Origin of the sequence: Asanoa sp. NPDC050611 (genome assembly GCF_040654855.1) — a bacterium.
In the GTDB taxonomy this organism is placed as follows: Bacteria; Actinomycetota; Actinomycetes; order Mycobacteriales; family Micromonosporaceae; genus Asanoa.
Genome location: NZ_JBFAIU010000233.1, coordinates 1 through 12,140 on the forward strand (window position 1 = coordinate 1; position 12,140 = coordinate 12,140).

Genomic DNA, 12,140 nt, shown 5'->3' on the forward strand with positions numbered 1-12,140 from the left:
GGTGTCACCGTGCTCACCGGGTTCGCCCGGCCGGGCAGCTCATGGCGGTGCTCGGCGAGCTGCAGACCCGGGTGCGGCACGGCCTGTCCAGCCTCGCCGGCGCGAGCCGGTGGCCCGCATCAAGCCCGGTGACATCCTCGAGACGTACACCGAGGACTGTTTCGGCGGCGCCGTCCGCGGCGTCGACGACCTGCCCTCGCGCGTCTGCGAGTTCCCCTACCTCAACCCGGTCAGTGGACCGTTCTTCGTGGAGGGTGCGGAGCCCGGGGACACGCTCGCGCTGCACTTCGTCTCGATCACCCCGGCCCGCGACTGGGCCGTCTCGTCGACGTTCCCGCACTTCGGCGCGCTCACGACCACGCACACGACGGCGATGCTGCACGAGCCGCTGGAGGAGCGGGTCTGGCGCTACGAGATCGACCGGACCAACAAGCTCGTCCGGTACGCGGCCCGCAACAGCGACTTCACCGTCGACCTGCCGCTGGACCCGATGCACGGCACGGTCGGCGTCGCACCGGGCGCGTTCGAGGCCCGGATGACCATCGTCCCGGACGTGCACGGCGGCAACATGGACACCCCGGAGCTGCGCGCCGGCACCACCGTCTACTTCGGTGTCAACGTGCCGGGTGCGCTGTTCGCGCTCGGCGACGGGCACGCCCGCCAGGGCCAGGGCGAGGTCAGCGGCGTCGCGGTCGAGTCCGCGATGGACACCGTCGTCGCCGTCGAGCTGATCAAGGGCGTGGCCACGCCCACGCCGCGGCTGGAGACCGACGACCACCTGATGTCCGCGGGCTCGGCGCGGCCGCTCGAGGACGCGTTCCGGATGAGCCAGCACGACCTCGTGACCTGGGTCGCCGACGCCGGCAAGCTCGACGTCCTCGACTCGTATCAACTGATCAGCCAGGCGGGCGAGGCACCCGTGGGCAATGTGTGCGATGCCAACTACACGATGGTCGCGAAGGTGGCCAAGCGCTACCTTCCCTCCGTCGACATGTATCAGGGCGCCCACGCCCGACTACGCGCCCTCGCCGACAGCTACCGCTGACCGCCGTCGAGGAGGAGGAGGGACGGACGCCATGCGGTTGCGTGAAGAGCTGTTCCTGCTCGGCTTCGACAGCGCGGGCAAACCGGCGGTCCATCCGGACAGCCTCGACCTCGGTGTGGCCGGCGCCCGGCTGGTCGAGCTCGTGCTCGCCGGCCGGGTCGCCGTCACCGGCGGCCGGCTCGGCGTGATCGGGATCGAGCCGACCGGCGACGCCGCCGACGACAACCTGCTCGCCGCGATCAGGCTCGCCGCCCAGCCGCCACCGCTGGCCGGCGCGCTGGCCCAGCTCCGCGCGGGCGCCGGCGAGGCCGTCCGCACCGACCTGCTCGGCGAGGGCGTGCTCACGAAAGTCGCCCAACGCCGGCTCGGCCTCGTGCCGGTGACCCGCTACCCGGCCGACGAGGGCGTGGTCCGCGCGATCACGGTCCGGCTGTGGTACGCGGCACACGGGCGCTCCCAGCCCGACGAGCCGACCGCGGCCCTGTGCGGCCTGATGCACGCGGTGCTGCTGCACGAGCACGTGTTCGTCACGATGCCGATGGTCGGGCTCGACCAGCGCCTGCGGGAGATCCGGGCCAAGCTGTCCGATCCCGTACGCGAGGTCGTCGATGCCGTGACCACCCTCGTGGCCAGCGCGGCGTTCGCGATCTATCGCTGACGGAGGTACACTGCCGGCATGGCCAGGGCCTTCCTGCTCCTTACCTAGCCGTGCTGGCGTCGCTCGACGCGACCGGCACGGCTACCCCTCCTGCGTGAGGGGCTTTTTTATGCCCCGAGATCCCCTGTGCGCGCCGCACGGCAACCCCGCGCGCCGCACCACTGGCCCTGACTACGAAAATACCGAGGTGGCGAAGATGAGCGAGGCAGCCGAGCGTCCGGACCAGGACGTCCCCCCGTTCCGGTACACGGCCGCGCTGGCCGGTGACGTCGAGCGGAAGTGGCAGGACTACTGGGAGGCCCGCGGCACGTTCCGCGCGCCCAACCCGGTCGGCGAGCTGGCCGACCCCGAGCACCCGCGGGCCGGCGCTCCCAAGATCTACGTGCACGACATGTTCCCGTACCCGTCCGGCGACGGGCTGCACGTCGGCCACCCGCTGGGCTACATCGGCACCGACGTCTTCACCCGGTTCAAGCGGATGACCGGGTTCAACGTCCTGCACCCGATGGGCTTCGACGCGTTCGGCCTGCCGGCCGAGCAGTACGCCGTGCAGACGGGGACGCATCCCCGGATCACCACCGAGCGCAACATGGTCCGCTTCTGGGCCCAGCTGCGCCGCCTGGGCATGGGCTACGACGAGCGCCGGCGGATCGCCACCAGCGAGCCGGAGTTCTTCCGCTGGACCCAGTGGATCTTCCTGCAGATCTTCAACTCGTGGTACGACAAAGACCAGGGCAAGGCGCGGCCCATCGAGGACCTGATCGCCGAGTACGCCGATGGCCGCCGACCGACCCCGGGCGACAAGCCGTGGGCCGACCTGTCCGGTGTCGAGAAGCGGGCGCTGCTGGACGAGCACCGCCTGGCGTACGTCTCCGAGGCCCCGGTCAACTGGTGCCCGGGCCTGGGCACCGTGCTGGCCAACGAGGAGGTCACCCCCGACGGCCGCAGCGAGCGCGGCAACTTCCCGGTGTTCAAGCGCCGGCTGAAGCAGTGGATGATGCGGATCACCGCGTACGCGGACCGCCTGGTCGACGACCTGGACGTGCTGGACTGGCCGGAGCCGGTCAAGTTGATGCAGCGCAACTGGATCGGCCGCTCCACCGGCGCGCACGTCGACTTCCCGTTCGAGACCGCGGCCGGCGCCGAGGGTGAGATCACCGTCTTCACCACCCGGCCCGACACGCTGTTCGGCGCCACCTACATGGTGGTCGCGCCCGAGCACCCGATCGTCGACACCCTGACCGCGGCGCACTGGCCCGAGGGCACCCACGCTCCGTGGACCGGCGGGCACGAGACCCCGGTGCAGGCCGTCGCCGAGTACCGCCGGGCCGCCGCCCGCAAGACCGAGGTCGAGCGGGCCGCCGAGGCGCGGGAGAAGACCGGCGTCTTCACCGGCACGTACGCGATCAACCCCGTCAACGGCGCCCGCGTGCCGGTGTTCATCGCCGACTACGTGCTGGCCGGCTACGGCACCGGCGCGATCATGGCGGTGCCCGGCCAGGACGAGCGCGACTGGGAGTTCGCGGAGGTCTTCGAGCTGCCGATCATCCGCACGGTGCGGCCGGCCGACGGCTTCGACGGCAAGGCGTACACCGGCGACGGTCCGGCCATCAACTCGGCCGCACCCGAGCGCGGCCTGGTGCTGGACGGCCTGGGCGTCACCGAGGCCAAGTCGACCATGATCGCCTGGCTGGAGGCGCACGGCGCCGGCAAGGGTGCGACCACGTACCGGCTGCGGGACTGGCTGTTCAGCCGGCAGCGCTACTGGGGCGAGCCGTTCCCGATCGTCTACGACGAGACCGGGATGCCCGTCGCGCTGCCGGACTCGATGCTGCCGGTCGCGCTGCCGGAGGTCGACGACTTCGCGCCGCGCACCTTCGACCCCGACGACGCCGACAGCAACCCGGAGACCCCGCTGTCCCGGGCCCGCGAGTGGGTCGACGTCGAGCTGGACCTGGGCGACGGCCCGAAGCGCTACGTCCGCGACACCAACACGATGCCGAACTGGGCGGGATCGTGCTGGTACTCGCTGCGCTACCTGGACCCGCGCAACGACAAGCAGCCGGTGGACCCCGACAACGAGGCCTACTGGATGGGCCCGCGGCACGAGAACGACCCGGGCGGCGTCGACCTGTACGTCGGCGGCGTCGAGCACGCGGTCCTGCACCTGCTGTACGCCCGGTTCTGGCACAAGATCCTGTTCGACCTGGGCCACGTCTCGTCGTTCGAGCCCTACCGCCGGCTGTTCAACCAGGGCTACATCCAGGCGTACGCCTTCCGCGACGCCCGCGGCATGGTGGTCCCGGCCGAGGAGGTCGAGGAGCGCGACGGCCGCTGGTTCTACGACGGTGTCGAGGTGGCCCGCGAGTACGGGAAAATGGGCAAGTCGCTGCGGAACGTGGTGACGCCCGACGAGATGTGCGAGGCCTACGGCGCCGACACGTTCCGGGTCTACGAGATGGCGATGGGCCCGCTGGACGTGTCCCGGCCGTGGGAGACGCGGGCGGTCGTCGGGGCGCAGCGCTTCCTGCAGCGCGTCTGGCGCCTGGTGGTCGACGAGGAGACCGGCAAGACGCGGGTCGCCGACACCCCGGCCGACGAGGCGACGCGGCGCCTGCTGCACCGCGTGATCGACGGCGTCCGCGGCGACCTGGACGAGCTGCGCTTCAACACCGGCGTCGCGAAGCTGATCGAGCTGACCAACGGCCTGACGGCCCTGGGCGGCCCGCCGCCCCGCGAGGTGGTCGAGCCGCTGGTCCTGATGACGGCACCGTTCGCCCCGCACGTGGCGGAGGAGCTGTGGCAGCGGCTGGGGCACACCGAGTCGCTGACCTACGCCGATTTCCCCGTCGCGGATCCCGCGCTGCTGGTGGCGGAGGAGGTCACGTACCCGGTCCAGGTCAACGGCAAGGTCCGCGGCCGCGTCTCGGTCGCCGCCGACGCGGGCGAGGACGACGTCCGAGCCGCGGCACTGTCCGCGGTCGCCGACGCCCTGGACGGTAGGTCACCGAAGAAGGTCATCGTCGTGAAGGGCCGCATGGTCAGCGTGGTGATCTAAAACCGATTCGGTCCCGGGTCCGTCGGGGGCGCGACCGTCGCTCCCGCCGGACCCGGGCTTCGTCGTTGGTCGCGGTTTGCCGTCCCACGATCGGTTCCGCGCCGCCGTTCCGCCGCGCTTTCCTGTTGGTCGCGGTCCGGGGCTGGGGAGAATGTCGTGCGCTTACGCTAAACGCACACCCCGCTCAACGCTCCAGCGCACGACATTCTCCCCAGCCCTGACCCAGTCACCTGCCGCGATGACAATCACCGACTGCGGGTCACAGTCCATTGGCTGATCTTGCCGGTGGGTCTTCGCGATGGTTGCGCATGCTGGGTCGGCGCAGGCCACGTTTCGGGCGGGATCCGCGCCGGTCTACGTTCGCGGCAGTGATCAGTAGGTTCAGTTCGGCGAGGAACTGGGAATGTCGGCTCGCCCGGTCTGCGTGTTGCCGATGGTCATGCGGTGGTGCCGCCGTCTATGACCAGGTCGTGACCTACTACGTAGGTGGAGTCGTCTGAGGCCAGCCAGAGAATGGCGGATGCTACTTCTGCTGGCCTGCTGACTCTGGCCGCCGGGACCGTGGTGCGGATGCGGGCGTCGCGGTCTGCTTTGGATTCGCCTGGGCGGTAGGACATCGGGGTGTCGCTGGCGCCCGGGCTGATCGCGTTGATGCGGACGCCGTCGTCGATGTGGTCGCGGGCCGCGGTGCGGGTCAGCGCGCTGACCGCCGCCTTGGTGGCCGCGTAGGCCGCCATTCCCGGGCGGCGGCCGTGCGCGCCGATGTTCGAGGCCATGTTGACGATGACGCCGCCGCCGTTGGCGCGCATGTGGGCGATCTCGTGTTTCATCGCCAGGAAGACGCCGGTCAGGTTCACGTCGACGGTGCGCGCCCAGTTGGCCTCGGTCAGGTCCGCGAGCGGCGCCGGCGGTGTGAAGACGCCCGCGCTGTTGAACGCGACGTGCAACCCGCCGTGCCGCCGCACCACCTCCGCGACCAGGTGCGCCACCTGCGCGCTGTCGGTGACGTCGGCGGCGACCCAGTCGACCGCCGGACCGCCGTCGCCCATCCGCTCGGCCGCCGCCGCCAGCTTCGCTGAGTCGCGGCCGGCCAGCACGACCGTCGCGCCTTCCGCGACGAAGGCTCGCCCCGCCGCCGCGGCGATGGCCCCGGAGCCACCGGTGATCAGCACGACCCGACCGTCGAAGCGCCCGCTCATAGGACCTGTTCCTACCGTCCACCGACGAACGGGACGCCATCGCACCCCACGGATGTGAGCCCCGCCGCTAGGGTGATTTCCATGGCTTCCATCGAATTCGTCACCATTGAGGTGGCCGACCCGACGGCCGCCGACCGCTTCCACAAGGCCGCCTTCGGCCTCGGCGACCGGGTCCGCACGCGCGCCTCCGAAGCGCCGACGAGCGGGTTCCGCGGCTTCACGATGTCGCTCATCGTGGCCCAGCCGGCGACCGTCGACGCCATCGTCGACGCCGCTCAGGAGGCGGGTGCCACGGCGCTGAAGCCGCCCGCGAAGTCGCTGTGGGGCTACGGCGGCGTCGTGCGGGCCCCGGACGGGACGATCTGGACGGTCGCCTCGTCCGCGAAGAAGGACACGGGCCCCGCCACCCGCGAGATCGACGACGTCGTGCTCCAGCTCGGCGTGGCCGACGTCGCGGCCAGCAAGCGCTTCTACGTCGACCGCGGCATCGACGTGGCGAGGAGCTACGGCCGCCGGTACGTCGAGTTCGCCACGGGCCCGATCAAGCTGACGCTCTACAAGCACCGCGCGCTGGCCAAGGTCGCCGGCGTCGCCCCCGACGGCACCGGCGCCCACCGCCTGGCCATCGGCGCCGACACCGACCCCTTCACGGACCCGGACGGCTTCGCCTGGGAAACAGCGCCTCGGTGATCGCGCGCCGGCCGTGACCGCGACCCGAGAACGGCCACGAGGTCAGTCTGGAGCAGCACCGCCCGAACGACGGCGCTCAGCCCGGCGCCAGCGCCAGATGATGACGGCCGTCGCGAAGAGGCCGAAGGTGGCCGGTGCGACCGCGAACCAGTTGATCGAGCCGGGGGAGACCACCGCGGACCCGATCGCCGCGTAGCCGAACGCGGACGGCACCGAGGCGATGATGCTGCCGGCCAGGTAGGGGAGCAGCCGCGCCCCGGTCGTGCCGTAGCCGTAGCTCACCAGCCCGAACCCGCCGATCGGCAGCAGCCGCACCGTGATCACGCCGAAGATCGACTGGCGGGTGAACCAGCCGTCCAACCGGGCCAGGCGGCCTCGGACCCGTTCGGCGACGAAGTCGCGGCCCAGCCAGCGGCCCACCGCGAAGCCCAGCAACGCCGCCAGGAACGCCGCCGCCAAGGTGTAGCCCGCGCCGCCCAGCGGGCCGAACAGCGCTCCCCAGGCCACCGTGATCAGCGTCCGGGGGACCAGCACGACCAACAGGGCCGCGCCGACCAGCACCGCCGCGACCGGTGCGAGCGGGCCCAGGCGGTCGACCGCGTCCGGGATCGCGCGCAGGTCCGGCGGCGCCAGCAACAGCAGCAGGCCGAACGCGCCCAGCAGCGTGACCAGGACGGCGAACCGGAGCACCGGGTGCCGGTGCCACCGCGGCGCCGGCGGGGAGGTCACGGCTGGACGGCGAGCTGCCGCTCCTGGCGGAGGCGTTCGGCCCAGCTGTCGTCCAGCGGCGGCAGGTACGCCGCACCCGTCGCCCAGCGCAGCAGCAGGTCGGCCAGTGCGGGGTTGCGGGACAGTGCCGGCCCGTGCGAGTAGGTGCCCAGCAGGTTGCCCCGCCACGCGCCCTCGCTCTGGCCGTCGTTGCCGACGCCCGTCGTCACCTGGGCCAGCGGCGAGACGCCCGGGCCGAGGTGCGTACGCCCGCCATGGTTCTCGAACCCCGACAACGGCGGCAGGCCGAGCCGCGGGTCGATCACGCCGTGCAGCTCGCCGACGGCGCGGGACGGCCCGCGGTCGGACTCCAGGTCGAGCAGGTTGAGGCCGGGGTACTTGGCGCCCTTGGCGAAGAACGAGGTGCCGAGCAACTGGTAACCCGCGCAGACCGCGAACACCACCGACCCGCGGGCCACGGCCCGGTGCATGCCACCGTCGGCGTTGAGCCGTTGCGCGGCCAGTGCCTGCGGGCCGTCCTCGCCGCCGCCGATCAGGTAGAGGTCGGCGGAGTCGGGCAGCGCCTGGTCGGAGCGCACCTCGATGGTCTCGACCGGGATGCCGCGCGCCCGGGCCCGGGCGGCGAGGATCAGCATGTTGCCGCGGTCGCCGTAGGTGGACAGCAGGTCCGGGTAGATCCAGACGATCCGCAGGTCTTCAGTTGACACGGTCCAGCTCCGCTCGGATGTCCTGGAAGGCGGTGTAGTTGGCGATCACTTCGAGCCGGCCGGGCGGCACCGCGGCGATCGCGTCGGCGAACGTCGTGACGTGCTCGAACGGGATGCCGTTGACCTGCAGCCGCACGGCCAGGTCGTACGCCCGGTCGCCGGTGATCAGCACGCGCCGCCCGTACAACGGTGAGAAGTCGACGTCGAACAGCCACGACGTGTCGAGGCCGTCAGGGTCCCGGGCGTTGATGGACAGCAGTGTCGGCGCGGCCTCGGCCATGTCGAACGCCTCGAGCCAGCTCGCGGGGTTCTTCGCGAGCAGCAGGCGGATGAGCCGCCCGTCGCGCTCGACCTGCGCGTAGCGGCCGGCGACCGAGGTGACCGAGCTGAGCCGGAGCACCGCGTCGGCCGGGCGGACGCCGAACTGGGCGGCGACGGCGAGCGCGGTGGCCGCGTTGCCGATGTTGACCGTGCCGGGCAGCTGCAGCTTGACCTGGTGCCACGCGCCGGTCGGGTCGACGACGCCGTCCTCCTCGACCACCCAGTGCGGCCGCGGCCGGCGCAGCGGGCAGCTCGTGCACCGCCAGTCGCCGCCGGCGCGCTCGATCGCGCCGCCGCACTCGGGGCAGACCCAGGAGTCGTCGTGCCAGCGCTGGCCGGCGCTGAACCAGGTGACCGCACCGGAGCGCTGGGCCGCCCAGACGACCATCGGGTCGTCGGCGTTGGCGACGACGTGCACGCCGGGGTGGTGGGCCAGCGCCTCACGCCACATCTGCGCCATCATCGCCACCTCCTTCGCCCGGTCGAGCTGGTCGCGGGAGAGGTTGAGCAGCGCGACGGCCCGGGGCCGGGTCTCGTCGAGGACCCGCGCGAGGTAGTGCTCGTCGACCTCGAGCACCGCGTACGGCGTCGCGCCCGCCTTGGCCAGCGCCGACGTGTGCCCGGTCGGCATGTTGGCGCCGAACGCGTTGGTCGCCACCCGGCCGAGCCCCTCGAGCGCGGCCACGGTGAGCTTGGTGGTCGTCGTCTTGCCGTTGGTGCCCGAGATCAGCGCCACCGAGCGGCCCGCGGCGAGATGGGCGAGCAGCTCCGGGTCGATCTTGAGGCCGATCCAGCCGCCGATCACCGAGCCGTCGCCGCGCCCCGCCGCCCGGGACAGCGCCGCGGCCGTGCGGGACACCGAGCTGGCCACCTTCGCCCGCAGGGGCATTTTCGCGTCCGTCACGCGAGCGAGGTTACCGGACAGGACATAGCACGCGACTGGTCGCGCGCAGTGGCGAGGGTAAGGAAAAATGCCCGATTTATCCGAACGGCCACCGGTCACCACCCGTGTCCCGGAACCGTCTCCACTTTCCTCCACCCCCAGCCCTCCACCCGGCCGGAGAACACCGTCCGATTCCGTGACGGGCGGGGTTAACGAGGCCAATGAGCAAATCGTTACGCGGTCAAAGGAGCTTGTCGTTATTTGGACAAGTGATCCACCGGCTCGGCCCTCCACTCCGCCCCACCCCCTTTGACGTGCGGTTTTACCCGCGGGCCGGCCGGATGTGAAGCCTGATTCTGGTTGCGGGTGGAGGGAAGTGGAGTAGAGTGGGGATCAATGGCGGGGCCGGGAGGGTCCGCCGGCCTCGGGCGGACCGCGAATCCGCCCGCCGCGCGAGGGGGTGGGCCGAATGTTTCTCGGCACGCATACCCCACGCCTGGACGAAAAAGGCCGGTTGATCCTGCCGGCGAAGTTCCGGGACGAGCTGGCGGGAGGTGTCGTGATCACCAAAGGGCAGGAGCGCTGTCTCTACGTCTTTCCGACGCCCGAGTTCCAGCGGATCGCGGGGCAGTTGCGCGAGCAGCCGATGACCCACAAGGCCGCACGGGCCTACAGCCGGGTCTTCTTCGCCAGCGCACATGACGAGGTGCCCGACAAGCAAGGTCGGGTCACCATCCCGGTGCACCTGCGGGAATACGCGGGTCTTTCCAGGGAGCTGGTCGTGATCGGCGCCAGCACCCGGGTAGAGATCTGGGACAAGCAGGCCTGGGACTCCTACCTCGCGGAGAGCGAAGACGACTTCGCCGACATCGAGGAGGGGGTGCTGCCCGGCGGACTGTAGGGCGACGTGGCACCGGGTTCCGCGAAGACCCGGGTTCCGCCGCCGTTCGCCCGCCGTACCGCGAGATCTCCACCCGCTCCCGTCCCTGGCGTCCCTTCCCCGGTGCCAGGCATGGCGGCGGATGGGGATCTGGCGGTACGGCGAGCGACTGCAGCCGTCTGGCACGGCGGAAGACGGCGGGTCACTGGGGGGACAACCGATGCAGGAGCCACGCGGCACCCACGTGCCGGTGCTGCTCGAGCGGACGCTCGAGCTGCTCGCTCCGGCGCTCGGGCGGCCGACCAGGGTGGGCCCGCGGGTCCACGTCGACGCCACCCTCGGTCTCGGCGGGCACGCCGAGGCGGTTCTCGCCGCGCATCCCGACGTCGTTCTCGTCGGGCTCGACCGCGACACGGAGGCCCTCGCGGCCTCCCGGCAGCGGCTGGCCCGCTTCGACGACCGCGTCCGGCTGGTGCACGCCGTCTACGACGAGCTGCCCGAGGTCCTCCGCGACCTCGGCATCCCGGCCGTCGACGGCGTCCTGATGGACCTCGGCGTCTCCTCCCTGCAGCTCGACGTGCCGGACCGGGGCTTCTCGTACGCCCAGGACGCGCCGCTGGACATGCGGATGGACCAGACCCGGGGCACGACGGCCGAGACCGTGGTCAACACCTACAGCGTCGGGGAGCTGACGCGGGTGCTCCGGGTGTACGGCGAGGAGCGGTTCGCCAACCGGATCGCGGCGGCGATCGTGCGGGAGCGGAGCAGGCAGCCGATCACGTCGTCGGCGCGGCTCGCGGAGCTGGTCCGCGACGCGATCCCGGCGGCGGCCCGGCGCACGGGCGGGCACCCGGCGAAGCGGAGCTTCCAGGCGCTGCGGATCGAGGTCAACGGCGAGCTCGAGACGCTGGAGCGGGCGGTGCCGGCGGCACTGGACGCGCTCGACCTCGGCGGCCGGATCGTGGTGCTGTCCTACCACTCGCTGGAGGACCGGATCACCAAGCGGGCGATGGCCGAACGGGCCCGGTCGTCCGCGCCGATCGAGCTGCCGGTCGAACTGCCCGGCACCGGGCCGACGCTGCGCCTGCTCACGCGCGGCGTGGAGCTGCCCGACGACGACGAGGTGAGCGCCAACCCGCGCGCCGCGTCCGTGCGGCTGCGGGCGGCGGAACGGATCGATCCCGACGCGGTCGCACGCGATCGCCCGCGCCGGGTCAAGGCATTGCACCAACCCGCCGCGCGAACGGCGGGCCGAGCCGGGGGCGGAGACCGCCGTGCCCCGGCCGGGAAGTCCCACGAGGACGACGAGCACGAGGGGGAGGGAACATGACAGAGCAGAAGCGCGCACCGCGGTCGGGGGGCCGGACCACGGAGCGCGGAGTGCGGCGGGGCGTCCGGGTGGACCCGCGCCAGTTCCCGACGGAGGGCACCGCCGCCCTGCGTCTCAAGCGGGCCGCGCCGGCGGCCGAGGCGCCGCAGCTCAAGGTCGCGCCGCCGCCACCGGTGACCGGGCCGCGCGTGCCGTTCGTCGCGCTGATCCTGCTGCTGGTGGTCGGTGGCGTGCTGGGCATCCTCGTGGTCAACACGAAGATCGCCGAGAACGCCTACCAGATCGAGCGGCTGAAGGAGACCGGTGCCGCGCTCGACATCGAGCAGCAGCAGCTGCAGCAGGAGATCGCCAAGGCGCAGGCACCGGGCAACCTGACCGCGCAGGCACGCAAGCTGGGCATGGTCGGCGGCGGCGACCCGGCGTACATCCGCCTGCAGGACGGCAAGATCATCGGCATTCCGAAGCCCGGTGCCGGTGCGGTGTCCGTGACCAGCGACCAGGGGCGGTGAGCGTGCCTGGCGATCGCCCGTGCGGAGAACCCCGGCGTCCGGTTCACCGAGGGTTCGATGCTCGCCCTGTCCGGCAGCATGGCCATCCCGAACACCTGCTGGCCGGCGTACGCGACGCCCAGCACGCCGAC

General features: G+C 71.9%; 11 protein-coding genes. 7 read left to right on the forward strand and 4 right to left on the reverse strand.

Annotated elements, in window-relative coordinates:
- Positions 1-109: 109 nt before the first annotated feature.
- The 3 genes from AB0H87_RS28625 (at position 110) to leuS (ending at position 4,761) form a co-directional block, all read left to right on the forward strand.
- Entirely contained in the window at positions 110-1,045 is a 936-nt protein-coding gene (locus tag AB0H87_RS28625) for an acetamidase/formamidase family protein (RefSeq protein ID WP_360152205.1), read from the forward strand.
- A 31-nt stretch (positions 1,046-1,076) separates the two neighbouring features.
- Positions 1,077-1,703, forward strand: coding sequence for a GPP34 family phosphoprotein (locus AB0H87_RS28630; RefSeq protein ID WP_360152208.1), 627 nt, complete (start codon positions 1,077-1,079; stop codon positions 1,701-1,703).
- A 196-nt stretch (positions 1,704-1,899) separates the two neighbouring features.
- Positions 1,900-4,761, forward strand: coding sequence for a leucine--tRNA ligase (leuS, locus tag AB0H87_RS28635; protein WP_360152211.1), 2,862 nt, complete (start codon positions 1,900-1,902; stop codon positions 4,759-4,761).
- 437 nt (positions 4,762-5,198) lie between these two features.
- Here the strand turns inward: leuS and AB0H87_RS28640 are convergent, their stop codons facing one another.
- Positions 5,199-5,960, reverse strand: a complete 762-nt coding sequence (locus AB0H87_RS28640) for an SDR family oxidoreductase (RefSeq protein ID WP_360152214.1) — start codon at positions 5,958-5,960, stop codon at positions 5,199-5,201.
- Between the two features lie 81 nt (positions 5,961-6,041).
- On the opposite strand from AB0H87_RS28640, the gene AB0H87_RS28645 reads away from it, so the two are divergent.
- Positions 6,042-6,650, forward strand: coding sequence for a glyoxalase (locus AB0H87_RS28645; protein ID WP_360152217.1), 609 nt, complete (start codon positions 6,042-6,044; stop codon positions 6,648-6,650).
- Between the two features lie 42 nt (positions 6,651-6,692).
- On the opposite strand, the gene AB0H87_RS28650 is transcribed toward AB0H87_RS28645, so the two are convergent.
- From AB0H87_RS28650 to AB0H87_RS28660, 3 genes are read right to left on the reverse strand one after another with little or no spacing between them, the layout of a single operon-like run.
- Positions 6,693-7,379: a VTT domain-containing protein gene (locus AB0H87_RS28650; protein WP_360152220.1), complete on the reverse strand. Its 687-nt coding sequence runs from the start codon at positions 7,377-7,379 to the stop codon at positions 6,693-6,695.
- Positions 7,376-8,086, reverse strand: coding sequence for a glutamine amidotransferase (locus AB0H87_RS28655; protein WP_360152223.1), 711 nt, complete (start codon positions 8,084-8,086; stop codon positions 7,376-7,378). Before AB0H87_RS28655 ends, AB0H87_RS28650 begins: the two co-directional genes overlap by 4 nt.
- The gene (locus AB0H87_RS28660) at positions 8,076-9,296 is read right to left on the reverse strand and encodes a MurT ligase domain-containing protein (protein ID WP_360152234.1); all 1,221 of its coding nucleotides are present in this window, start codon (positions 9,294-9,296) and stop codon (positions 8,076-8,078) included. The genes AB0H87_RS28655 and AB0H87_RS28660 overlap by 11 nt, the downstream gene beginning before the upstream one ends.
- A 463-nt stretch (positions 9,297-9,759) precedes the next feature.
- On the opposite strand from AB0H87_RS28660, the gene mraZ reads away from it, so the two are divergent.
- The 3 genes from mraZ to AB0H87_RS28675 all read left to right on the forward strand — a co-directional run bounded on the left by mraZ (position 9,760) and on the right by AB0H87_RS28675 (position 12,009).
- Entirely contained in the window at positions 9,760-10,191 is a 432-nt protein-coding gene (mraZ, locus tag AB0H87_RS28665) for a division/cell wall cluster transcriptional repressor MraZ (protein ID WP_203708596.1), read from the forward strand.
- A gap of 199 nt (positions 10,192-10,390) precedes the next feature.
- Positions 10,391-11,500: a 16S rRNA (cytosine(1402)-N(4))-methyltransferase RsmH gene (gene rsmH / locus AB0H87_RS28670; RefSeq protein ID WP_360152228.1), complete on the forward strand. Its 1,110-nt coding sequence runs from the start codon at positions 10,391-10,393 to the stop codon at positions 11,498-11,500.
- A complete protein-coding gene (locus AB0H87_RS28675) occupies positions 11,497-12,009 on the forward strand; it encodes a hypothetical protein (RefSeq protein ID WP_360152231.1) in 513 nt (170 codons plus the stop codon). The genes rsmH and AB0H87_RS28675 overlap by 4 nt, the downstream gene beginning before the upstream one ends.
- Positions 12,010-12,140 lie beyond the last annotated feature (131 nt).

Excerpts from the sequence above, each read along its gene's own strand:
- AB0H87_RS28630 (WP_360152208.1), top strand. The coding sequence starts at position 1,077 with ATGCGGTTGCGTGAAGAGCTGTTCCTGCTCGGCTTCGACAGCGCGGGC.
- leuS (WP_360152211.1), top strand. The coding sequence starts at position 1,900 with ATGAGCGAGGCAGCCGAGCGTCCGGACCAGGACGTCCCCCCGTTCCGG.
- AB0H87_RS28640 (WP_360152214.1), bottom strand. The coding sequence starts at position 5,960 with ATGAGCGGGCGCTTCGACGGTCGGGTCGTGCTGATCACCGGTGGCTCC.
- AB0H87_RS28645 (WP_360152217.1), top strand. The coding sequence starts at position 6,042 with ATGGCTTCCATCGAATTCGTCACCATTGAGGTGGCCGACCCGACGGCC.
- AB0H87_RS28660 (WP_360152234.1), bottom strand. The coding sequence starts at position 9,296 with ATGCCCCTGCGGGCGAAGGTGGCCAGCTCGGTGTCCCGCACGGCCGCG.
- mraZ (WP_203708596.1), top strand. The coding sequence starts at position 9,760 with ATGTTTCTCGGCACGCATACCCCACGCCTGGACGAAAAAGGCCGGTTG.
- rsmH (WP_360152228.1), top strand. The coding sequence starts at position 10,391 with ATGCAGGAGCCACGCGGCACCCACGTGCCGGTGCTGCTCGAGCGGACG.
- AB0H87_RS28675 (WP_360152231.1), top strand. The coding sequence starts at position 11,497 with ATGACAGAGCAGAAGCGCGCACCGCGGTCGGGGGGCCGGACCACGGAG.